The following is a 22,225-nucleotide window of genomic DNA, read 5'->3' on the forward strand; positions in this document are numbered from 1 at the left end:
AAGGCTGAGTAGCTCAGGAGTAGAGCAGAGCCCTGAAAAGGCTTGTGTCGGAGGTGCGAATCCTTCCTCAGCCACCACCCAAAATTTTTTAATTTCTACTTGATATTCCTATTAAAAAAACTACTTTCTCGGCTTTATAAATAACAAAAGGACTAAGAAATAAAATGAGTACATTAAAAGGTAAAGTTAAGTGGTTTAACGGTAAAAAAGGTTATGGTTTCATCGAAAGAGAAGATGGTGAAAAGGATGCCTTTGTTCATGCTAGTGCAGTAAAAGATGCTGGTTTGAGATTTTTAAATGAAGGAGACTCACTTGAGTTTACTTTAGAAGATGGTCCAAAAGGCCCAAGCGCAGTTAACTTGGTAAAACAAGAAGGCTAATAAATTTTACAAAATTTTGAAAGGGGGTTTGCGAAAGCAAACTCCCTTTTTTTTTACTTGTAATATTTCAGAATTATCTTAGAAGTTGCCCATGATAAAAATAGCTTTAAAAATCGATACGAACAGAGCTACGCATAGACATATCAATCATGCTGGCTAAGGCTAGCTATTTTCAAATATAAAATAATTTTAAATTCACTTAAAAATAATATAAAACTATTAATATAAGCTTTGGTGGTGAAATAGTATCACGTCGGTTTGTGGATCCGAAGTCGTAGGAGCGTAACCTACCCAAAGTACCACTAAAATGGAAAAAGAAAAAAAACTCAATCCTTCGCTACCATCTGGGTTTGAAGATCGTTGGGATAAAAAGTTAGTCTTAAAAAAACAACTTTTAAAAGAGATTGAGAATAATTTTATTAAATTTGGTGCTGAACCATTAGAGACACCCTCTTTTGAAATCAGTGAAAATATAGGATCGTTTTTAGCAGAAGACGAGGCCAATCCTATGTCTGATGTATTTAGTTTTAAAGATGGAGATAAAAGTATTACTTTAAGGTACGACTTATCAAGTCCGTTAGCTAGATTTGTTGCACAAAATAATCAAGAACTTCCATCTGTTTATAAAAGATATGCCATTCAAAATGTCTTTAGAAATGAAAAACCAGGTAATGGTAGATACCGAGAATTTATGCAGGCAGACTTTGATATTATTGGAAATACAAATCCTGCCCAAGCAAATGCAGAGCTTTGTAATTTAATTACCAGTACCCTTTTAGATTGTGGATTAAATAAAGAACAGTTTACAATCAACGTAAGTAATAGAAAAATAGTTCAAGGTTTAATCAATGAACTTAATATTTCTGAGGAAAAACAATTAAAAGTTATCAGAGCCATAGATAAATTAGACAAACCAGGATTTGGCTTAATAGGTGTTGAAGCATTATTAAAAAAAGAAAGAAAAGATGCATCAGGCGCTATTACAAAAGGTGCTGATTTAAATGATGATCAAGTTAAACAAATATTAGATTTTTTAAAAATCAAAGACATAAAAGAATTAAAGCAAAAATTAACAAATGAATTATCACAAGAAGGAATTAAAGAATTAGAAGATTTCTTTGAAGTAATTGGCTTTGGTAATGCAACAGACCAAGTCCAGACTAATTTTACAATTGTTAGAGGTCTTGCGTACTATGATGGGTTCATTGTTGAAACAAATCTAAATTTTGAAATTAAAAACAATAAAGGAAAAGAAGTAGATATTGGAAGTATCTGTTCAGGTGGAGCTTATGCAAAACTTATCTCAAGATTTAAAGGTGTAGATATACCAGGTACCGGTATTAGCTTTGGTGTGGATAGATTGTTGTTTGCATTAACTCAATTAGATCAGATTAAAATTAAAGAACAAAAACCTGTTCTTGTATGTGTTATGGATCAAAAATATTTAAAAAATTATTATGAATTAGTAGATGAATTAAGAACTAATAACATTAATGCTGAAGTGTTTTTAGATAGCAAAAAGAACTTAGGCAAACAGCTTACTTATGCAAATAAAAGAGGATTATTATTGGCAATTATTTGTGGTGAAAATGAATTTAAAGATAACACTGTAACTATTAAAGACCTTCAAGGCATTAAAGGCGAAAATAACAAAACTATTTCAAGAAAAGAACTAATCAATGAAGTCAAAAAATTTATCTGAAAATATCCTTAGATCAGTAAAGTCTAAAGGATATAAATATATCAATTTACCCTCTGTAATTGAGGCAGATCATATCGTCCAAAGATCTGGTGAAAATTTTAGAAAGTTTATTTTCTCATTTCATGATCAAGATGGAACTGAACTTTGTTTAAGACCGGATCTAACAATTGCATCTTGCTTACGGTATTTAGATAATAATTTAAAAGGTAAACAAAAAATTTTCTATAGTGGTCAAGCGTATAGAAAAAATAATGATAAGAAAAAATCTATCATTAGAGATCAAATAGGATTTGAAATATTAGGATCAAAGGATGAAAAAAATGATGATAAAGAAATCATAAATACCTCTCTTAAATCTCTTAAAAATATTAAATTTTCGTCTGGAATTTTAACCATTGGTAATGTTGAGATATTTAAATTACTTATAGACAAACTTGAAATTCCTTCACGTTGGAAATTAAGATTAATTAGACACTTTTGGAGAGAAGATTATTTTAATGATCTTTTAAAAAGATTAGAGACTAATGCTGATATTGATCCAACTGTAGTTGATCTAGATAAAAAGCTTTATCTTAACTTACTAAAGAAAGATCCAAGTGCTTTAGTTGCAGGAAGATCTTATGAAGAAATTCTAAAAAGATTTGATGAAAAAATTAAAAACCCTAGAAAAGCTAGTGAAGGTAAAAAAGTATCAAGAATAATTAAAGAATTTTTAAAGATTAAATGTCCAATCAATAAAGCAGCTGATCAATTAAATAAATTTTTTAAAAAAAATAGAATTAATCTTGCAGTTGACCAAAGATATTTTCCTCTTTCATCAAATAAAATTTCAAAATTAAATGTAGTATTTTCATCATCATTTGGCAGACAACTTGAGTATTACACAGGAATGGTTTTTAGAATTGATGTGAAAATTAATTCAAAACAAGTTCAATTAATCTCAGGTGGCAGATATGACAGTTTAATTTCCGATCTTGGTTCAAGCAAAAAAGTAAATGCAGTAGGAGCAGCTATTAATCTATGAGCCAGATAATTAAAATAGGGATCCCAAGCAAAGGAAGATTAAGAAAAGATGTTTTGAATATCTTTAAGAAAAATAAATTAAAATTAATCTCAGAAAGAGGTGATAGAGATTTATTTGGTTCAGTTAAGGGTAAAAAAAACATTCAAATCATCTACTTACATGCAAGAGAAATAATAGAGAGACTTGCAGATAAGTCATTAGATCTTGGTTTTTCTGGTTTTGATTTATTAAAAGAAAGTGAAATTACTGTTCAAAATAAAATTAAAGTTGAAAAGAAATATCCATTTGGACAAGCAACTTTAGTAGTTGCTGTAAGCAATGATTGGCTTGATTGTTATAGTTGTGCCGACTTAGAAGAAATTGCTTTTGAATTTAAAGAAAAAAAGAAAAAAAGACTTAGAGTGGCAACTAAATACCCTCGTTTAACAAGAGAGTTTTTCTATAACAAAGGAATAACTCAATTTTCTCTTGTAAAATCTCATGGTAGCACGGAGGTAGCACCCTTTACAAATTCATCTGAGATTATCACTGATATAACAAGTACAGGCGCTACTCTTAAAGCTAATAATCTAAGAATAATAAATGATGGTTATATTTTAAAATCTGAGCTTTGTATGATGACCTCTAAATCATCAAATAAGATAAAAGGTTTTAATAAATTAGTTAGGTTACTTTCGAAGTATTAGATCTTTGAAATATACTAGGATAATTTTAACTATATCAAGATTTCTCAGCACTGCATAAGCACCCACAAGCAAACCAATCACAACTGCAATCTTAAATAAAAAAATTAGATCCATTAAAATATTTTTACCTTACAAATAATACATTTCAATTATTATCTTTTTGTTGATAGTACCATTTTTTTTGTCTTTTTCTTTTAGCTTCTAATTGTTCATCGGTTAAATTTGCATATATCTTTTTGTCATATTCTTCTTTTTCCTTTAAAGTCATTTGATCTCTAATTTTTTTTGTAGAAGCTCGATTTTTAAAAGTATCAATGTCAATCTCACCTTTTTTAAATTGATCAATACTCTCTTTAGTCGAATGTTTTACAATATTATTCATATTTATTCTTTTACCTGAATGATAAAACTTAAGACCTGGTCTATCTGTTTCTTTTCTAGTTAGGTATTTAATCTTGTTTAGTTTAGTTTCTCCTCTAAAATCTTTCTTAGTCCAATTTCGTGGTTTGCTATCAATTATTTTTTGAAGCTCTTCATCAGTACGGAGAACCCATTGATTATTACCTTTGGGGTTTCTATTATGATCTTTTTTATTCACTTAAATAGATTATAATTATTAATTATGGAAAAAAAAGAACGAAATAAATGGACACAAAAGTTTAGAGAGTTAGGTAAAAAAAAAGGTTCACGTAAAGATTTTGTTAAACTTTATAAAGAAATGAAAAATTTTAAAGATCAAAATAAAAAAGATGTAAATCAAGAAGATGAAAATATAGTGTTAATGAAATAAGCAAAAGATATGAAGCTTAATACTAAATATAATTATCCAAAATCAATAAGGGCTTATTATAATGGTCAAAGGCTTTATGACGTAAATAGTGAAAAACTTCCAAGCGTTACAACCATATTAAATGCTACAAAAACTGAAGAACAGAAAGCAAGTCTTGAGCGATGGCGCCAAAAAATTGGGGCTAAAGAGGCAGATCACATTTCAAGACAATCTTTGAATAGAGGTTCTGAGATGCACTCATTTCTAGAGTTATTTCTATTAGGTAAATTAAATTTAGATTTATTAGGAGATAACACTTTAGAACGTAAAATGGCTGATCAAATTATTGAAAATGGTTTAAGAGATAAATTGAGTGAGGTATGGGGTGTGGAAGCAACTTTATATTATCCTGGTAAATTTGCTGGTGCTGCTGATTTAATTGGTGTTTATGAAAATCGTCAAACTATTTTAGATTTTAAACAAGGTAACAAACCTCGAAAAGATGAATGGAATGAGGATTATTATTTACAATTAGGTGCTTATTCATTAGCTCACAATCAAGTTCATGGAACTAATATTAATCAAGGTGTAATACTACTTTGTACAAAAGATTTAATGTTTCAAAGATTTATAATTGATTCTGAAAGGCTAAAAGATTATCAAAAAAAATTTTTAGAACGTGTAGAACAGTATTATAATATGAAATTAAACGGTTAATTTTTTTTATTGACTTTTGTTTTTCCTTGATTTATTATGAAAATACTAAATTTAAGCTACTTGTTTAGATGCAGATGTTTAGTTCACACTTACTTCTCATTTAATCACAAATTTAAATTTAAAACGAAGCTACTAGTTTAGATGCGGAGTTGATCTTTCTGTTAAATCCTTTCTGAACTCTCATTTAAGCTAGACTTCGTAAATTAAACGAAGGAGTAAAAGTGTTGGAATATATAGGTTTTTTTGGAATATTGGTCCTAATCATTGGAGTTGTTTTAATTTATCAAAAATTAGGCAGTAAAGATCAATCTAATGATGGTACCCAAGTTAACCTTGCAGATATTCAAGAAAGATTGGGCATTATAGAAAAAGCTCAAGAAACAATAGAAAATTTAAATAAAAAATTAATTAATTTTGAAAATCTTTTTAGTGATAAAACTAAGAGAGGAAGACTTGGAGAAGAGTATTTAGAAAATATCGTTAAAGATTGTTTAATTGAAAAACATTATGATTTTCAACATACTTTCTCTAATGGAAAAAAAGTTGATTGCTTATTAAAATTTGAAACTACCAATGAAACTATAGCAATAGATTCTAAGTTTGTTTGGAATAATTATGAAAAGTATAAGCAGGCAACAGATGAAAATATTAAGAAAAGTTTATTCAAAGAATTTGAAAAAGACGTAAATAACCATATCAAAGCCATTTCAGAAAAATATATCATTACGGGCGAAACTGCACCTTTAGCTTTAATGTTTGTAGCTTCGGAAGGTGTATTTAGAGAAATATGTGAAATTTCTGAAGATTTCATAAAAAAAGCAAGGGAGAAAAATGTGATTATTACCAGTCCGAACACTATGTGGGCTTTTTTAAGGACTTATAAATTATTAATTCAAAATAGAGAAATGTATGAACAAACTCATGTTATTCAAAAAGAAGTTTCTGTATTAGCACAAGTCATAAATACATTTAAATCTAAATTTGAAGAGTTAGAAAAAAGACACGGAAAAAATTCTGAGACTATTGAGGAAATAAAGACCTCAGTTAGCAAGATAACTAAAACATCAAATAAAATACAAAACTTAGATCTTGATGAAAAATCAAATCTTGAAAATAAGAAAGTAGGATAATTTATGCATTACGTAGTATGGGATTGTGAAACAGATAGTGCTCAAACTGATTGGGCAACAATGTTAGAGGTAGGTGCTGTTTTATTAGATAGCAACTTCAAACAAGTAGACCAATTTGAAGCAAGATGTAGAATGCCCAAAGATAGGGTGCCAAGCGCAACGGCTTTATGTATCAATAAATCAAATGTGGATTTACTGACAAAAGGTAATTATTCACATTATCAAATGATTGGCCTATTGGAGCAAACTTTTAGAAACTGGGCAAAAAAGTATGGCGCTCTTACTTTCTTGGGGTACTCGAGCATAAATTTCGACGATGAGGTAATAAGAAAAGAATTTTTTAAGTCATTGAGAAAACCTTATTTAACTAACACAGAAGGTAACGTCAGGCATGATGCCTTGAATATTGTAAGAGCAGCATTTGCAATTAATGACAATATTTTAAATACAGAGCTTAATGACAAAGGCAATAAAAGTATGAAGCTTGAGAGTTTATCAAGATTAAATGGAATAGAATCTATAGATGCCCATAGCGCATTGGCAGATACCATCATGACTGTGAAAGTATTAAATTTAATTAGAGATAAGCAACCTGATTTATGGCCTGAGTATTTTAAAACAAGCAATAAGATAATAATTGAAAATTTGATAAAACAAGAAAAGATTTTTACAATCCAAGAGTCGTTTTATGGAAAGCATAAATTATTTTGTGTTGCACCACTTCATCCAAAGGCATGCGAACATCCAGTTTATAAAGGTTGGTTCCAGGCTGTAGACTTACAGGCAGATATTGAACTTATTCAACAACTTAATTATGGAGATTTAAAAAGAGAGATGAAAAAGTCTCCAAAATTTTTAAGAACAATTCGTTCTAATAAAGCACCAATTATTATTGACCAAAAATATTCAATAAAGGTTGTGCCTTATAATAAGATTGATCCAAATCTTATAATGAAAAGAGCAGAACTAATGAAAACTAACGAAAAGTTTTCAACTGATATTCTGAATATTTTAAGAGAAAATGCAGAAGAAAAAATGGAAACTGCAACACAAGAAGACCCCGCTCCTGAAGAAACATTGTATTCAGGTGGTTTTGATAAGCTAAATAAAGATGCATTTTTGTTTGAAGAATTTCATAGCGCATCATGGAAAGATAAATTGGGAATTTTATCCAAATTTAAAGATGAAAGGTTAATTGGGTTTGGACAACAGTTAATTTATAACGAAGCACCAGAGGTACTTCCAAAAGAACTCCATAAAAAAATTAAAAGAAAAATAGCTGAGAGAATTTTAAGCAACAATAATGAGAAATGGACAACAATTGAAGATTTTCATGAAGATTGGAGAAATATTTATGAAAATGATGACAAGATGTTTGCCTTTAAAAATAAAGATGAAAAATTGAAGTTTTTAGATGGCATCAAAGAGTATGTAGATAATTTAGAACAAATATACTTGGAGGCATAATTGACTAAGAAAAAGGGAAATGGAAAAAGTAAAAAAGACAAAAAGAAAAAATCAGCTGAAATAATTGATTTTATAAATAGATCAAAAGATAAGAATAAAATTCAGACAGAACAAACAGAAATTAAAAGAATGGATAATTTAGCTAAAGAATTAATTGAAAACTATTTTAAAGCTTCCAGAAAAAGTTTTATAGATTTAGGATATTGCGCTTATCTTTTATTATACAGACTTCTTCAACGAATGATATTTCAGTTGAGTTATCCTCTTTATCGACATTATTTAGAGTGCACAACTAAAGAAATATTAAATAATCATAAGAGTTGGGTTCATGAGTTTAAAGAATGGGATGAAGCACCAACAGAACGTAAATTAACAGGAGAAAAAAAAAGTGATCAAGAAAATGATACTTTGCACTAATGCCAAAAATTAAAGATCCATATCCAATAACGGATGTATATTTATTAGAAATGAATGCTGTAGATGCAGCAGCTGTTACCGTGGGTGATTTATGTGAAAATTTAAGTAATGATTTTAAAACTGGATCAGATGCATTTAAAATTGATGAAGTCATTAAAGAATTAAGCAATAGTAAAGCTTCAAAAAACAATTCAATTACATTTAGTAATGGAGCAGATGGCGGTTATTCAGTTTATGTTGGTGTTGACTCTAAAAATAAAATAAGAAAAATTTTTGCAGATGCAAACTATGCGGAGTATGCACATTATAAAGATGATATACAAAGTTATATTTCGTATTACTGGGACTTAGAGGAATTTAATAATCAGTTTTTTAATGATAAGAAAGATAAATCAGCCTGTAAAAGAATAAAATTATTTGATTTAAAAACAAATTCAGGATTAATTTCAGTGGGTGATTATGGTGGACCATTAAGATTATTATTAGGTGATGGTGAGTATTTTGAAAAAGGAGAAATTGAAGATCATATTGATAAAAAATATTTTAAAAAAAATGGAGTGTTTCAAAATAATACACCGTTTTTTTTAGTAAAATTCAACTATGGATTAATTACCAAAGCAAAACAATCCAGTTTTTCATCCTCTGTAATTCATGAAACAAACGAACCACAACAATCTAATATCAATTTCTCTTATACTGAATTGTTCAGTAATCTATTAGATGAGAATTGCTATCCAACAAAATATATATTTGAAGATTATTTACTTAAAATAGATGAAGATAGTTATGATTTAGATATAAGTTTGGATTCTGATTTCAATTTAAAGATTGATAAAAATAAAAAACTTTCAGGAGAATATTTATCAAAAAGGCTTCCAAAAGCCCTCCAAATTTTAAGAAAACAAACGAAGATTCTTTTCAAAGAAAATTTTAAAGAGGTATTTCAAATAAGAAAAAAACAGTTTGAAGACTTTATAATCGGTATAATTAAAGATATTGAACCACAGGAACTTGAACTTCCAAAATTCAATAGAAAAAATAAAAAGAAAACACTAAGTGATAAAAAATTAGAGATCAATTTTACTAAAGGAATTGCTAAACTTTTTGATGGATATCAATTTAAAAGCAACGTTGGTTTTAAATTAACAGAAATTATCTTTCCGGTTAAAAAAAGTACATACCCAGTTTATTATCATTGTTATGCTAGAGAAGATGAAGGAGAAGAATATACAAGAGTGTTAATAAATATTGAGGGTATTAATGGTTGTTATTTGAATAAAGATAAAGAGGGAAAATTAATTGTAAACTCTAATTACAAAGAAAGTTTGTTTTTAAGAAATGCAATAGATCAAAAATTAAAATCTATAACAATTGATAAAATCGATTTAAGAAATTCAAAAAGTTTAAAAGAAATTGAAAGATTGAAAGAAATAGAAAGTTTAACTCTTACAAATATTAAATATTTAAATAACTGGACATCTCTCTCTAAATTAAAAAATCTTAAACATTTACATCTCAATCAATGCATTATCGATTATAAAGGAGCAAAGTCTTTTTTTGAAAATTTATATAAGTTGCCTAAATTAGAAAAATTTTCTGTTGATATAGATAGTTGGTTAAGAGAACCATTTGGAGATTTCCCAAAAAATTTACACCCAAAAAAACTAAAAGAGTTTTCAGTTATTGTGCCTAATGACATTAAAGAAGAAAAACCATCAGAAGATTACGAGGATCATCAAGGTTATGCTGGTAAAGATGAAGAACAGTTTTATATGAGGAGAATAGTTCAAATCCATAACTTTCCTAATTTTGATAAAATTAAAACTCTAGAAAAAATAAATTATTACAATTTTTTCCATACTACTCGAAAGGAAGGAAACGTTATAAATATTTTAAGTAGTGATTATTTTGAGCCAACTAAATTTAAACATCTAAAAAAACTGAAAGATATTTGGATTTATGGATATAACTTTAAAAAAGCAGAAGAATTAAAAGGAACAAAATTTCTCGAGATAGCAAAAAAAATTACAAACTATAATAAGATAAAAATTAATGGTATTTCTTATAAGACTTTTAAAAATTTATGAAACAACAAATAAAATGTCCACACTGTAATAAGGTTTTTCCGATAGAGGAAAGTATTAAGCATGAGGCTGAAGAATTTAGAAAAAAATTACAAAAAGAAGAAGAACAGAAATCTAAAGAAAGACAAAAAATAATAGAAGATAAATTTAATCAAAGATTAGCAAAAGAACAACAAGCACATGAAAAACAAATAGAAAAAGTAAAATCAGAGGCCGAAAAGAAACAAAAGGCTGAAGTAGAAAAACAATCAGCTGCAGAAGTTGAAAGAATTAAAAAACAAGCAAATGAATATTACAAAAAGCAAAGACAAGAGTTAGAAGCTAAAGCAAAACAAGATCAAGAAAAAGAAAGATTAAAAAAAGAAGCTGAATTGGCTGAGATAAAAAGAGCTCATCAAATCGATATTGATCGTATGAGAAAAAAAGCAGAGGAAGCAGCTAGAGCTGCTAGTCAATCGCCTGTTGAAAGAAAAGGTGAAGTGAGAGAAGAGTTGCTAGAAGAATATTTGAGCAATGAATTTCCGAAAGATAAATTTAAAGAAGTTAAAAAAGGACAAAGAGGCGCTGATGTTATTCAGACAGTAATGGTTAATGGTGAAGCAATGGGAAATATTCTTCACGAGTCTAAAGATGTACTAAATTTTGATGAAAAATGGGTAGCAAAATTATTAGATGATATGACCAAAGTAGATGCAACAGTTGGTTTTATTTTTACAAAAGTAATGCCAAAAAAATCAAAAGGTTTTGTTGAAGAAAGAGAGGGTGGTAGGGTTATTATTTGCTCAGAACATCCTATTTTAAGACAATTAGTTTCGACTACAAGAAAACTCATCCAATCAGAAAGAAAGGCAAACGATAAATCTGAGGATCAAATTTCATCAAAATTAAAAGATTTATTAAAATATTTAAACAGTAATGAATTTAGAATTCAGACAAGAAAAATTCTAAATGGCATTAAAAAAGATGGTGATCAAATAGATAAAGACGAAAGATCTTTTGAAAATCAAATAAAAAATAGAAAGAAAAATTTAGACGAAAGTAAAAAGAATATTAATGGCATTATAACCTCTTTAGTATCAAATGCAGGTTTATCAGAAGAAATACTTGATATTGATAACAAAGAATTCTTGATTGAAGAATAAGACTAAATTTCACTAAATTTATTGTCAATAAACAAAAAAAAATTCTATTTATTAGTTGATAAAATAAATTGTAATAATTAAATAATTTAAGAAACAATAAAAAGGATAAAATTATGGCACTTGTAGATTTTAAAGACGAAGATTTTGAAAATAAAATAAAAAATGAAGACGCTTCTGTAATTCAATTTTCGGCAGTTTGGTGCGGCCCATGTAAGGCTTTAAAACCTGTCATGGATAAATTGTCGGAAGAGTATAAAGATAAAGCTAATTTTTATTATGGAGACATTGAAGACGGAGCCATTAATACTGGTTCTGCTGCAGGAATTCGTGGTGTCCCTACTGTCATTGTTTATAAAAAAGGTGTTGAAGTATCACGTAAAGTTGGTGGTGTCCCAGAAGGAACAATGAAAGAGTTTTTAGACGAAAATATTTAATTTAAACTTAGAACTTCTGCTGCTAAATATAGACTTCCAGTAATTATTATAAGATCTCCCTCTTCAAGAGGGATAGATCTTATAGCTTTCTCAATACTATCTTGATATTTTACATTAGATAGACTGTTAAATTTATTCTTTAAATCAATACCATTGATTGCATTTAATTGATTAGGAATATCGATTACAGTATATGAACTTATATCTTTAAAGTAACTTATATATTTTTCATGCTCTTTATTGGCCATCATACCAATAATCACATGTTTTTTACAATTTAAGCTTTTAAGATATTCATTTAGTACCTCAGACCCATGTTCATTATGGGATCCATCTACAATAAGTTTATTATTCTTAACCAAATTTTTTAGCTTTCCTGATTTTATTTCCTGAAGTCTTGCAATACTTCTAATCTTAGTAATACCATTTTTTATATGACTATCATTAATACCAAGGTCCAAGGTTCTCAATGTAGCTATGGCTGTTGATATATTTTCCAATTGAAACTCACCAAGAATATTTGGTGCAGATAGTTTTAGTCCACCAAATTTATCTTCGTAATACCAAAACCCATTCTCACCATTAGAGAAACTAAAATCTTCATTAAAAAAGTATTTATTTGATTGATTTGTAGAGATAGTTTTTTTTATACATTCCGTAGTTTCTTTATTTCTTTGTTTAGCAACAATGATATTAGAATTTAAAAAAGATGATGTTTTTTCAAAGATAATTCGTTCTATTGTACGATCATTTTCTGGCAACCAATCATTATGGTCACTACTTATCGCACAGCAAACACTTGCGAGATTTTTCTTAAAAACATTAGTTGCATCAAATCTGTGGAATAATCCACTTTCCACTAAATTAATATTATTTGGATACTGTGCTGCTTTATATAGGAAACAAGCAGTAAGTATTTCAAAGATGGTTGCAGTTTCACCGTTATTAATTTTTTCAACTTCTTCAAATAATTCAGCAAGTTCATCATCATTTAATTCCTGGCTATTAAATACAAAACGTTCATTAATTTTTAAAATGTGGGGACTGGTATAAACATTACATTTTATGTTTGCTTCCTTGAGAATAGAATGCATTACAGCGATGGTACTAAATTTACCATTAGTGCCAACAACAGAAATCGTTTTCATTTTGTCTTGAGGGTTTCCAAGTTTTTGACAAAGAGATTTAATACGATCTAGACTAAGATCAATTTCGCGTTTATGCAGTTTTTGAAAGCGACTGAGTATCTTCTGAAGTTTCATTTTCTTCAGAACTTATATCAGAATTCTTTTTTAATAATATTGATAATAAAATTCCTAATTTTTCTTTTAAATCTTTTCTATCTACAATTAAATCAACGAAACCTGTTTTCTGAACGTACTCTGATCTCTGAAATCCCTCTGGTAGCTGTTCTTTAACAGTGCCTTGTATGACGCGGGCGCCAGCGAAAGCTATTAGAGCACCTGGCTCTGCAATATGAAGATCTCCCAACATAGAATACGATGCGGAAATTCCTCCAGCTGTAGGATCTGTAATTAAAACTAGGTAGGGTAAATTATTTTTTTTTAATTCATTAATTGCAAGTGTAGTTCTAGTCATTTGTGAGAGAGAAATTAAACTCTCCATCATACGCATCCCTCCACCAGAACTCACACAAAGAAAGGCAGTCTGATTTTCTATTGCATGTTGAATGCCATATAAAAAAGCTTCACCTTCAGCAGCTGCCATCGAGGCCCCTAAAAAATCAAAATCTGAAGCGACAGCTGTAATTTTTATACCGTCGATCGAACCTGATGCCACCATCATTCCACAATCCATACCAGTTTTTTTTCTAGCACTTTTTAATCTATCTTTATAAGACTTAGAATCTGTCCAATTTAGTGGATCATCATTAGGGATAGGTGTTTTAAATATCTCGTAATTATCTTTGCCGAATAGATAATCAAATCTTTGTTTAGGTTTTATTCTGTGATGTCTGTTACAATCAGGGCAAACCCACATGTTGTTTTCAAAATCAGTTTTTAGTCTTGGTCCCTTACAGCAAGACATCCAATCACTATTAGCAATATCTTCTTTAGTAGCTCGTTTGTGAAAAGCTTTCTTAATGTTTTCACCAGCTTTAATTATTTTATTTATCCAGTTCAAATTATAATTCCTTTACAAAACTGCTTATAAATTTACCTAAATTTTGTGGTAAATTTTTGTCCCCCAAATTATCTTGAATATATTTCACAAATGCAGATCCCACAATAACTCCAGATGGCCCGGTGTTAGCCATTTTTCTTGCATCTGCAGGAGTTTTAATTCCAAAACCAGTACAAACAGGAATATTTGAAATTGCTTTAATTTTATCAATAAAGTTTTTTACAGTACTTTCATCAGCAGATTTTTGACCAGTCGTTCCAGTAACTGTAACTTGATATAGAAATCCTGATGAGATTTTTATTATATCTTTAAGCCTTTGCTCATCTGTAGTGGGTGCCACAAGTTTAATTAAAGACAATTCATTTTTATTTAAATTTTCTCTTAAAATATTTTCTTCTTTCAATTCGTGAGGTGCATCAACTACTAGCACTGCATCTGCGCCAGCTTTTTTAATATCATCTACAAAGGCTGGAATAGGGTATTTATATAAATTTGCAATATAGCCCATTAAAACTATGCCTACATCAGAATTATAATCTCTAATTTTTTTTACAAGTTTAATTGTATCTTTTAAGGTAAAATTATTTTCTAAAACATGATCATGGGCTTTTTTAATAATCGGTCCCTCAGCGGATGCCTCTGATGTGCAGTAACCAATTTCTAGAATAGAAACACCATTATCTATTGCTTGTTTGATCAATTCAAAACTTGTATCTGGATCAGGATAGCAGCCAACAAAATAGCTAACCAATTTTGTTTTTGGTGAAGATGATTGAAAAATATTTTCTAATCTCTTACTCAAAGTCTTTTCCTATGTGTTTTTCAATAGTATCTAAATCTTTTTCACCTCTGCCACATAAGGATAGACAAATTAGGTAATCTTTTGGTTTATCTTTTGCAATTTTAAGCAAGTAAGCAGCACCTGCCATAGGTTCTAATGCTGAAGATATTCCTTCATATTTTGCAATTGTTTTATATGCATTAAGGATTTCTTCATCTGTTGCAGATGTATAAGTTACAGCTTTTTGATCATGTAAATAACTATGTAAAGGTCCAACACCAAAATATTGAATACCTGCACCTAAACTATTTCCACCTAGAGATTTTGCACCATCATTAGACTGCAATAAATATGTCTTCATACCTTGCATAATTCCTGGTGTTCCATGTGATAGGGCGGCAGTTTCAGCAGCTTCTACTCCAACTTTTTCTACATTTTTGTCATCTAAAAATTCATAAATTGCTCCAGCAAAATTAGATCCACCTCCTACACAACCAATTATCATATCTGGGATTTTTTTTTCTTGTTCCATTGATTGTTCTCTTATTTCTCTACCAATTATACTCTGTGCGAAAGCAACTATTTTTGGAAAAGGATGAGCTGATACAACTGAACCACAAATATAAGCACTGTCCGGATCAGTTGTCCAAGTTTTAATAGCTTCAGTAATTGCTTCTTTTAAAGTGCCTGGTACAGCTTTTAATTTAGCACCGTAGTGTTTTGCTTTGATAATATTTTGATTAACTCTTTGAACATCCACATCTCCCATAATTCCAACCAAAGGTAATCCAAATTTAGCAGCAACAGCAGCTGTAGCAGAAAAATGTTGGCCAGCTCCACTCTCACATAACAAATACTTTTTACCCATTCGCTTTGCTAATAAAACTTGAAATAGAGAGTTATTAATTTTGTGACTTCCAGTATGATTTAAATGTTCTTGTTTAAATAATATTTTTGCACCACCAATATGTTTTGTTAGGTTTTCAGCATAATAAAGCGGCGAGGGTCTACCAATATAATGTTTACAATGGTAGGCATATTCATCTAAAAAATCTTGATCTTTTATAGCTTCTTCAAATCCTTGGCTTAATTCATGAAGAGCAGGCATTAAAGTTTCTCCAACTGCAATACCTCCCATAGCATTTTCACCTTCTCCATAATAACCAAGTTCGTCTGGACCCGTTTTTAAAGAATTCTTGCTCATATTATTTTTTTTAAGAATTTAGATTATGTACTGAATTTAGAAACTTATCAATTTTATTTGTATCTTTGATACCCTCTGTCTCAAGTCCTCCACTCATATCTATACAAAAGTTTTTATCTTTTAAATTTGGCACATCTTCTATTTTTATATTACCTGCAATCATTAAAGATAGTTTTGTGTTTACCTTATCTAGATAGTTGTGATCAAAAGATACAGAATTATGATAGCCTTTTGAGTCAAATAGTATTACATCTGAAACATCTTCAAAATCTTTGTATTTTAAAACATCTTTTTCTTCTTCAACCGTCACAACAGATATAATTTTTTTATTATATTTTTCTTTAATTGTTCTAATTTTTTGGGGCTCACAATCATAGAGCTGATAATAGTCAAAAGGCAGGTCTTTAACTTTTTCTAATGTGTCATCATCAGGTTTAACTAAAACAGCCACATATGACGTTCCTTTTTTATCAATTTTTAACAATTCTTTTAATTGATCATCAGAGACAAATCTTCTTGATTTTGGCCAATTACAAATAAAACCAATCATCTTAGGAGGGTACTTGTGATTAGTGATATACTTTAGAGTTTGCGAGTCTTTAACTCCACAAATTTTACAATTTTGTATCATTTTTCTAAATGATCAATGAGGTTTTGAATATTCTTTTTTATATTACCTTTTGTGATAGGTCGCCCAATCACAAGCCAGTTACTTCCATTTTTATATGCTTGTTTTGGAGTTAATGTTCTTTTCTGGTCATTGCTATTTGTGTTAAATCTTATTCCTGGTGTTATGATTTCTTTTTTGAAAACTTTTTTTACAATTTTAACTTCTTGAGCAGAACAAACTAGGGCATCTAATTTTGCTTTTTGTGCAAGTTTTGCTTGTTGTAAAACTAAATTTTTAACATCTTTATTAAAACCAATTTCTTTTAAAGATTTATTATCTAATGAAGTTAAAATAGTTACTCCAATAAGTTTTATTTTTCCTGCAACCTTTTTTGTTGCTTTCAGTGCTTCTAAACCAGAACTTATGTGCATTGTCAGATAGTTTATATTTAAATCTTTTAAAGCTTTTACAGCTGACACACATGTATTTGGAATATCATGTAGTTTAGCATCTATGAAAATAGTTTGATTTTTAATTTTGCCTATAAAATTTCTTCCATTCTTTGAATTTAAAAATTCTAATCCAAATTTATAGCCAATCTTTAATTTTGAAGTTTGTGTTTTTTTGATTATTTCTTTAGCTTTTAATGTGCTTGTTGTGTCACAAGCGATAAAAATTTTTTTAATCATCATTTAATTTTTTAAATACTTCTTTAGACATTTTCCACAAAATATTCTTTTTTTCTGGTACTTCGACTAGGTCTCCAGTTTTAGGATTTCTTCTAATTGATTTTTTTTGTAATTTAACTTTTAGGCTTCCCCATCCTCTAATCTCTACACTTTCACTTCTTTTAAGACTTTTTTTGATCTCATTAAAGATTATATCGGCAAGTTTATCTAAATCTTTTTTATAGAAGTTTGGATAATTTCTTTTAAATTGGTCTAGAAGTTTAGATTTTACAGTAGACAAATTTCTAAATTAATTATTTTTTCTTTTCTTTCTTTTTCAAATCCTCTGATAATGATGAAAATGGAAGCTGTTTTCCTGAACCTTCGGCAGCACCATATTTTTCCAAAGCTTCCTTTTTTTCTATTTCCTCAAGCAATCTCATACTTAAAGTAACTTTTCTTTTTTCAAGGTTTAATTCTGCTATTGCAACATCCACTTTTTCACCACCAGTAAATCTTGAAGGTCTAGCATCATTCGGATTAATTGCTATAGCCGATTTTTTAATCATAAAATCCATTTCGCAGCCTTCAGGCCTAACAATTAGACCTTTTTGGTCTGCAGATATAATTTTAACTGTAATAATTTGATTTAAAGATTTATCTTTAAAATAGTCAAAAGGATCCGCCATTGTTTGTCTATGGCCAACTCTTATTTTTTGTTCATCTTTTTTAATTTCTAGAATTTTTATTTTGATTTTATCACCTTTATTGAATTTTTTTAACTCTTCTTCGCCATTGTTTAAATAAGTTAGATCATTGCAATGTAAAAAAGCTTCAATATCCATATCAGAAATCTTTACAAATAAAGAATATTCATTTTTATTTTGAATAACACCATCTGTGATTGTTCCTACAGGAAACCTATTTTCTAATTCTTCATAAGGATTTTTCAAAGTCAACCTATGTGAAATAGAGATTCTTCTTTTTTCTTTATCTATCTCTGTAATTACACAATCAATATTCTCTCCAACTTTAAGAATTTTTTTAGTTGATAAATTTTTTTTTGACCAACTTAGTTCACTTGAATGAAGCAAAGTCGTTAAACCAGGTTCTAATTCACAGAAAGCTCCAAAATCAGTAATCTTAACAACCTTAACTTTATACAATTTATTAAGCTGATAATTTTCTATATTTTCAAAAGGATCAGGTGATAATTGTTTTACCGAACAACCTACTTGAAGTTTTTCTTTATCTACTGATATAACTTTTAGATCGTGTTTTTCACCTACATTAAATACTTCATTAGGGTGGTTCACTCTAGAATATGATATCTCTTGTAAGTGTACCAAAACATCAAGTTCACCATTTACATTAAAGAAACATCCAAAAGAACTGTAGCCCTTAACTTCAGCTCCTCTTATAATGTCACCTACTTTATATCTCTCTATGATTTTTGCTTTATCCTCTTTTTTAAATGAAGAAATAACTTCTCTTCTAGAAACACATGCATTTCCTCTTATTTTGTCTAGTTTTATCAAGGCAAATTTTTGCGGTTCATTCATTAAATGAGAAATATCTTTTAATGGTTTATCGCTTATTTGTGAACCTGGTAGAAACATTAAAGATCCCGTATCAATGTGTTCGACAATGCAACCACCTTTGCATTTTGATGTAATCTTACCCATTATTGTTTCTTTTTTTTCGTATGCTTCAACTAGCTGATCCCAACCCTTAATTTTTTTTGCTTTGCTTGCAGAAACAATAACTTCACCGTTTTTATCCTCAATCCTTTCCAGTAGAACATTTAACTTATCTCCCACCTTAAGCTCGTCTAGTTTAATGCCCATAGATTTTAATTCATTATTATCAACTAATGGTTCACTTTTTAATCCATCAACAAACAAAAAGACAAACTTTTCAGTAATTTTATTAATTGTACCTTCAATAATTTTTCCTTCTTCAATTTTATTTTTAGAAAATTGACTATTTAAAAGTTCAGCGAATTCTTTTGATTGACCTGAGGATACGTCTTTATAAATTTCCATTTTTTATTAGTTTTCTGTCTATAATTTTTTTTATTTTTAAAAAACTGGCTCTTTTAGTTAAATTTGTAGTATTAATCAAGAAGGAATCTCTAGTTTTTACCAAAGGTGAAATTTTTCTATTATAGTCATTTTCATCCCTTTTTTTTATACTTTTGAGCACTTCTTTAAAAGAAACATCTTTTTTTAATGCTTTGAGCTCTTTATATCTTCTTGTAGCTCTTACTTTTAAAGAAGCAGTGATAAATAATTTAATATCAGCATCTGGAACTATATTATAAGTAATATCTCTACCATCTAAACAACTTCCATTAAATTTTTTAGGTGGGTTATAAGCAAAATTTACTTGAAAAGTGTGAACAAGTTTTCTTATAGATTTTTTTTTTGCAACAATAGATGCTTGTAATCCAATTTCATCATTAAGTAATGTTTTGTTACTCAATTGACTTATCTTAAGGTTATAAATTTTTTTTTTTAAAAATTTTAGGTTAAATTTATTCGGATATTTGATTTTGTAATAAGCGATTAAACGATAAATTTTTCCAGTATCTAACTGAGCTAGATTATAGTTTTTTGATATCAATTTAGCCATTGTCCCAGCACCAGCAGCGGCAGGTGAGTCAATTGCTATTTTAATCCTATTTGTCAATTTAATTTTCCACCAAGTTGTTTTATCAAATTTAAAAAATTAGGAAACGATGTATTAATTGACGATGGATCATTGATTTTCCATTTTCCACCAAGCACTAGTGCTGCAATTACTGAGACCATAAAAATTCTATGATCTTTCATAAAATTTTTAACGATTATAGTTTTTTCTATTCGTAAATTTGGATTTCCCCAAATCTTAATACCATTTTTATTTATTTTTTTTACTTTAACACCAATTTGATCTAAGATATTTATACTAATATCAAGTCTTCTCGACTCTTTTTTATTAAGTTCAGATAAATTTTTAAAAGTACTTATTCCCTTAGAGATTGCTGCAACTAAAAAAATTAACATAAATTCATCTATTGCTGAGCTATTCATTTTTGGGTTAAGATTTATACTTCTTAGATTTTTGTTTGATTGAACAAATATATCTGAAACTTTTTCACCGTTAATTTTTCGGGTATTTAAAAATTTAATATTAGCACCCATAGCATTCAAAATATTTACAATTCCAGTTCTTGTTTCATTAGTATTTATGTTCTTGAGCACTAAATTTGAATTTTCTCCTAGTAAAGTTAATACAATAAAAAAAGCTCCTGAGGAAATATCACTTGGTATAGTATAATTAAAAGACTTAAAGTTTTTCATTCCGCTTATTTCAATAAGATCATGTGATTTTTTTTTAATATATTTTATAGGATATTTTAGAGAATGTTTGAGCATCAGTTCAGTGTGATTTCTAGAAATTTTCGATTTTATTTTAGTTAACCCTTTTGTTTTGAGGGCAGCTAAAATTACAGCAGATTTACACTGTGCGGATCCTAAATTTTCTTGATAATAAATTGGTTTTAAATTTTCTGATTTATTAATTGTTAAAGGTAATTTTCCATTATTTTTCTTGAATGATACACCAATTTTTTCAAGTGGAAAAATAATTCTTGTCATATCTCTTTTTGACAAAGATTTATCTCCAACAATTTTAATTGGATACTTAGTATCCGTGATATTTGCAATCATTAAGCGGGCGCATGTTCCTGAATTACCAGCATTCAAAATTATATTTTTTTTGTATTTATATCCAAATAAACCTTTGCCAAAAATTTCACATTTTTTTTTATTCAAATTTATTTTAATCCCAAATTTTCTTACAGACTCTATTGTATTAATTACATCTTCTGAGAGCAGTAAATTTTTTGCTACACATTTTCCATTTGCTAGAGAAGATAATAATACAAACCGTATACTTATTGATTTATCTCCTGGTAAAAAGATCTTTTTATTTTTATAACTTTTAATTTTATTGTTAATAGTTACAGTATTTTTCACAAATATTTTTTATTTGAATTTAAAATTATCACCAAAATAATATTTTGTTGCATTTTCATTTTGGATTAGTTGATTAGGTGTGCCTTCGGCAACGATTTTAGAATTAGAAAGTATAATTGCTTTATCACATACAGTTAATAAATCTCTCGCTTGGTGATCGGTAATAATTATTGTTAAATTAAACTCTGTTTGTAATTTTACTATAATTGTTTGTAACATTTGAATAGTCTGTGGGTCTAACGCAGCCAATGGTTCATCCATCAATAGTAGTTCAGGCTCACCCAACAAGCTCATGCTAATTACCAATCTTCTTTTCATACCACCACTTAAAAATTTCGCTTCAACTTTTCTAACAGCATCAAGCTCAAATTTTGATATTAAATTTTCAATTCTAAATTTTCTTTTTTTTTTATCTTTAATTAAAATTTCTCCAATTGCGTTTAAGTTATCCTCAGTGTTTAAATCTGAAAAAAATCCTCCAGTCTGAGGAACTAATGAAATTTTGAACTTTTTTGTTCTATTATAGATGGGATGGGATGATATATCTTGCCCATTAATTAATATTTTTCCAAAATTTGGCTTTATTTGGCCTGTAATAATATTTATTAGAGATGATTTACCAGCCCCGTTTGGTCCTAGTAATCCTATAACTTGACCTTTTGCAATATCTAAATTGATATTATCTAAAATTAAATGATTTTTTTTAAACGACAGAGAAATCTTTTTTAAAGAAATAAATGGTTTTGCGTTTTTTATTTTTGTTATTCTAAATTTTTTAATTACTGACATTGATTTCAGGTTTTATTTTTATTTTTTTATTGTCTTTCATATAAATTTTTATAT

Annotated in this window: 25 protein-coding genes and 1 tRNA gene; 13 read left to right on the forward strand and 13 right to left on the reverse strand. The window is 28.6% G+C overall.

The genetic code is table 11. From position 1 onward, the window contains the following. Positions 1-2 precede the first annotated feature (2 nt). The 5 genes from ACTT9D_RS02985 (at position 3) to hisG (ending at position 3,792) form a co-directional block, all read left to right on the forward strand. Positions 3-77 (forward strand) — tRNA-Phe (locus ACTT9D_RS02985). A gap of 87 nt (positions 78-164) precedes the next feature. Further along, complete coding sequence (locus ACTT9D_RS02990) at positions 165-380, forward strand: cold-shock protein (RefSeq protein ID WP_014953801.1); 216 nt, start codon at positions 165-167, stop codon at positions 378-380. 307 nt (positions 381-687) lie between these two features. Further along, a complete protein-coding gene (hisS, locus tag ACTT9D_RS02995) occupies positions 688-2,082 on the forward strand; it encodes a histidine--tRNA ligase (protein WP_440930380.1) in 1,395 nt (464 codons plus the stop codon). Beyond that, positions 2,060-3,106, forward strand: a complete 1,047-nt coding sequence (locus ACTT9D_RS03000) for an ATP phosphoribosyltransferase regulatory subunit (protein ID WP_440930381.1) — start codon at positions 2,060-2,062, stop codon at positions 3,104-3,106. Before hisS ends, ACTT9D_RS03000 begins: the two co-directional genes overlap by 23 nt. Further along, a complete protein-coding gene (gene hisG / locus ACTT9D_RS03005; RefSeq protein ID WP_440930382.1) occupies positions 3,103-3,792 on the forward strand; it encodes an ATP phosphoribosyltransferase in 690 nt (229 codons plus the stop codon). The genes ACTT9D_RS03000 and hisG overlap by 4 nt, the downstream gene beginning before the upstream one ends. On the opposite strand, the gene ACTT9D_RS03010 is transcribed toward hisG, so the two are convergent. Then, positions 3,775-3,906 (reverse strand): hypothetical protein, encoded by a 132-nt coding sequence (locus ACTT9D_RS03010; RefSeq protein WP_440930383.1) that lies wholly within the window; start codon positions 3,904-3,906, stop codon positions 3,775-3,777. The genes hisG and ACTT9D_RS03010 overlap by 18 nt on opposite strands. 31 nt (positions 3,907-3,937) lie before the next feature. Beyond that, entirely contained in the window at positions 3,938-4,390 is a 453-nt protein-coding gene (locus ACTT9D_RS03015) for a hypothetical protein (protein ID WP_440930384.1), read from the reverse strand. Positions 4,391-4,414: 24 nt separating this feature from the next. On the opposite strand from ACTT9D_RS03015, the gene ACTT9D_RS03020 reads away from it, so the two are divergent. The 8 genes from ACTT9D_RS03020 (at position 4,415) to ACTT9D_RS03055 (ending at position 11,952) form a co-directional block, all read left to right on the forward strand. Further along, entirely contained in the window at positions 4,415-4,582 is a 168-nt protein-coding gene (locus ACTT9D_RS03020; protein ID WP_440930385.1) for a hypothetical protein, read from the forward strand. Between the two features lie 9 nt (positions 4,583-4,591). Then, positions 4,592-5,278, forward strand: coding sequence for a PD-(D/E)XK nuclease family protein (locus ACTT9D_RS03025; protein ID WP_440930386.1), 687 nt, complete (start codon positions 4,592-4,594; stop codon positions 5,276-5,278). Positions 5,279-5,499: 221 nt separating this feature from the next. After that, complete coding sequence (gene rmuC / locus ACTT9D_RS03030; protein ID WP_440930387.1) at positions 5,500-6,408, forward strand: DNA recombination protein RmuC; 909 nt, start codon at positions 5,500-5,502, stop codon at positions 6,406-6,408. A 3-nt stretch (positions 6,409-6,411) separates the two neighbouring features. After that, entirely contained in the window at positions 6,412-7,875 is a 1,464-nt protein-coding gene (locus ACTT9D_RS03035; protein ID WP_440930388.1) for an exonuclease domain-containing protein, read from the forward strand. Next, positions 7,876-8,292: a hypothetical protein gene (locus ACTT9D_RS03040; RefSeq protein WP_440930389.1), complete on the forward strand. Its 417-nt coding sequence runs from the start codon at positions 7,876-7,878 to the stop codon at positions 8,290-8,292. Further along, positions 8,292-10,379 (forward strand): hypothetical protein, encoded by a 2,088-nt coding sequence (locus ACTT9D_RS03045; protein ID WP_440930390.1) that lies wholly within the window; start codon positions 8,292-8,294, stop codon positions 10,377-10,379. Before ACTT9D_RS03040 ends, ACTT9D_RS03045 begins: the two co-directional genes overlap by 1 nt. Then, positions 10,376-11,518 carry a DUF2130 domain-containing protein gene (locus tag ACTT9D_RS03050; protein WP_440930391.1) on the forward strand — a complete coding sequence of 381 codons (1,143 nt, stop codon included), beginning with the start codon at positions 10,376-10,378 and terminating at the stop codon, positions 11,516-11,518. The genes ACTT9D_RS03045 and ACTT9D_RS03050 overlap by 4 nt, the downstream gene beginning before the upstream one ends. 113 nt (positions 11,519-11,631) lie before the next feature. Further along, entirely contained in the window at positions 11,632-11,952 is a 321-nt protein-coding gene (locus ACTT9D_RS03055) for a thioredoxin family protein (RefSeq protein WP_440930392.1), read from the forward strand. On the opposite strand, the gene ACTT9D_RS03060 is transcribed toward ACTT9D_RS03055, so the two are convergent. From ACTT9D_RS03060 to ACTT9D_RS03110, 11 genes are read right to left on the reverse strand one after another with little or no spacing between them, the layout of a single operon-like run. After that, entirely contained in the window at positions 11,949-13,214 is a 1,266-nt protein-coding gene (locus tag ACTT9D_RS03060) for a bifunctional folylpolyglutamate synthase/dihydrofolate synthase (protein WP_440930393.1), read from the reverse strand. The two genes, ACTT9D_RS03055 and ACTT9D_RS03060, sit on opposite strands and share 4 nt — an antisense overlap. Continuing rightward, positions 13,171-14,097, reverse strand: a complete 927-nt coding sequence (locus ACTT9D_RS03065) for an acetyl-CoA carboxylase carboxyltransferase subunit beta (protein WP_440930394.1) — start codon at positions 14,095-14,097, stop codon at positions 13,171-13,173. The genes ACTT9D_RS03060 and ACTT9D_RS03065 overlap by 44 nt, the downstream gene beginning before the upstream one ends. Before the next feature lies 1 nt (position 14,098). Further along, entirely contained in the window at positions 14,099-14,899 is an 801-nt protein-coding gene (gene trpA / locus ACTT9D_RS03070) for a tryptophan synthase subunit alpha (RefSeq protein WP_440930395.1), read from the reverse strand. Beyond that, on the reverse strand, positions 14,892-16,082 hold the full coding sequence (trpB, locus tag ACTT9D_RS03075) for a tryptophan synthase subunit beta (RefSeq protein ID WP_440930396.1): 1,191 nt from the start codon (positions 16,080-16,082) through the stop codon (positions 14,892-14,894). The genes trpA and trpB overlap by 8 nt, the downstream gene beginning before the upstream one ends. Positions 16,083-16,092: 10 nt before the next feature. Then, positions 16,093-16,713, reverse strand: coding sequence for a phosphoribosylanthranilate isomerase (locus ACTT9D_RS03080; protein WP_440930397.1), 621 nt, complete (start codon positions 16,711-16,713; stop codon positions 16,093-16,095). After that, on the reverse strand, positions 16,710-17,381 hold the full coding sequence (gene pyrF, locus ACTT9D_RS03085) for an orotidine-5'-phosphate decarboxylase (protein ID WP_440930398.1): 672 nt from the start codon (positions 17,379-17,381) through the stop codon (positions 16,710-16,712). The genes ACTT9D_RS03080 and pyrF overlap by 4 nt, the downstream gene beginning before the upstream one ends. Further along, positions 17,374-17,661, reverse strand: coding sequence for an HU family DNA-binding protein (locus ACTT9D_RS03090; protein ID WP_440930399.1), 288 nt, complete (start codon positions 17,659-17,661; stop codon positions 17,374-17,376). Before ACTT9D_RS03090 ends, pyrF begins: the two co-directional genes overlap by 8 nt. A gap of 13 nt (positions 17,662-17,674) precedes the next feature. Further along, positions 17,675-19,405 (reverse strand): S1 RNA-binding domain-containing protein, encoded by a 1,731-nt coding sequence (locus ACTT9D_RS03095; protein WP_440930400.1) that lies wholly within the window; start codon positions 19,403-19,405, stop codon positions 17,675-17,677. Then, positions 19,392-20,051 carry a (d)CMP kinase gene (gene cmk / locus ACTT9D_RS03100; RefSeq protein ID WP_440930401.1) on the reverse strand — a complete coding sequence of 220 codons (660 nt, stop codon included), beginning with the start codon at positions 20,049-20,051 and terminating at the stop codon, positions 19,392-19,394. The genes ACTT9D_RS03095 and cmk overlap by 14 nt, the downstream gene beginning before the upstream one ends. After that, entirely contained in the window at positions 20,048-21,382 is a 1,335-nt protein-coding gene (gene aroA, locus ACTT9D_RS03105) for a 3-phosphoshikimate 1-carboxyvinyltransferase (RefSeq protein ID WP_440930402.1), read from the reverse strand. The genes cmk and aroA overlap by 4 nt, the downstream gene beginning before the upstream one ends. Before the next feature lie 9 nt (positions 21,383-21,391). Continuing rightward, on the reverse strand, positions 21,392-22,171 hold the full coding sequence (locus tag ACTT9D_RS03110; RefSeq protein ID WP_440930403.1) for an ATP-binding cassette domain-containing protein: 780 nt from the start codon (positions 22,169-22,171) through the stop codon (positions 21,392-21,394). Positions 22,172-22,225 lie beyond the last annotated feature (54 nt).

This window comes from Candidatus Pelagibacter sp. (assembly GCF_052049815.1).
In the GTDB taxonomy this organism is placed as follows: domain Bacteria; phylum Pseudomonadota; class Alphaproteobacteria; order Pelagibacterales; family Pelagibacteraceae; genus Pelagibacter.

What these genes read in the sequence shown, in the direction of transcription:
- ACTT9D_RS03035 (WP_440930388.1), top strand. Translation starts at nt 6,412, where the DNA reads ATGCATTACGTAGTATGGGATTGTGAAACAGATAGTGCTCAAACTGAT.
- hisS (WP_440930380.1), top strand. Translation starts at nt 688, where the DNA reads ATGGAAAAAGAAAAAAAACTCAATCCTTCGCTACCATCTGGGTTTGAA.
- ACTT9D_RS02990 (WP_014953801.1), top strand. Translation starts at nt 165, where the DNA reads ATGAGTACATTAAAAGGTAAAGTTAAGTGGTTTAACGGTAAAAAAGGT.
- ACTT9D_RS03050 (WP_440930391.1), top strand. Translation starts at nt 10,376, where the DNA reads ATGAAACAACAAATAAAATGTCCACACTGTAATAAGGTTTTTCCGATA.
- ACTT9D_RS03060 (WP_440930393.1), bottom strand. Translation starts at nt 13,214, where the DNA reads ATGAAACTTCAGAAGATACTCAGTCGCTTTCAAAAACTGCATAAACGC.
- ACTT9D_RS03025 (WP_440930386.1), top strand. Translation starts at nt 4,592, where the DNA reads ATGAAGCTTAATACTAAATATAATTATCCAAAATCAATAAGGGCTTAT.
- pyrF (WP_440930398.1), bottom strand. Translation starts at nt 17,381, where the DNA reads ATGATTAAAAAAATTTTTATCGCTTGTGACACAACAAGCACATTAAAA.
- ACTT9D_RS03095 (WP_440930400.1), bottom strand. Translation starts at nt 19,405, where the DNA reads ATGGAAATTTATAAAGACGTATCCTCAGGTCAATCAAAAGAATTCGCT.
- ACTT9D_RS03110 (WP_440930403.1), bottom strand. Translation starts at nt 22,171, where the DNA reads ATGTCAGTAATTAAAAAATTTAGAATAACAAAAATAAAAAACGCAAAA.
- ACTT9D_RS03055 (WP_440930392.1), top strand. Translation starts at nt 11,632, where the DNA reads ATGGCACTTGTAGATTTTAAAGACGAAGATTTTGAAAATAAAATAAAA.
- ACTT9D_RS03045 (WP_440930390.1), top strand. Translation starts at nt 8,292, where the DNA reads ATGCCAAAAATTAAAGATCCATATCCAATAACGGATGTATATTTATTA.
- ACTT9D_RS03000 (WP_440930381.1), top strand. Translation starts at nt 2,060, where the DNA reads ATGAAGTCAAAAAATTTATCTGAAAATATCCTTAGATCAGTAAAGTCT.
- trpB (WP_440930396.1), bottom strand. Translation starts at nt 16,082, where the DNA reads ATGAGCAAGAATTCTTTAAAAACGGGTCCAGACGAACTTGGTTATTAT.
- hisG (WP_440930382.1), top strand. Translation starts at nt 3,103, where the DNA reads ATGAGCCAGATAATTAAAATAGGGATCCCAAGCAAAGGAAGATTAAGA.
- ACTT9D_RS03080 (WP_440930397.1), bottom strand. Translation starts at nt 16,713, where the DNA reads ATGATACAAAATTGTAAAATTTGTGGAGTTAAAGACTCGCAAACTCTA.
- ACTT9D_RS03010 (WP_440930383.1), bottom strand. Translation starts at nt 3,906, where the DNA reads ATGGATCTAATTTTTTTATTTAAGATTGCAGTTGTGATTGGTTTGCTT.
- ACTT9D_RS03020 (WP_440930385.1), top strand. Translation starts at nt 4,415, where the DNA reads ATGGAAAAAAAAGAACGAAATAAATGGACACAAAAGTTTAGAGAGTTA.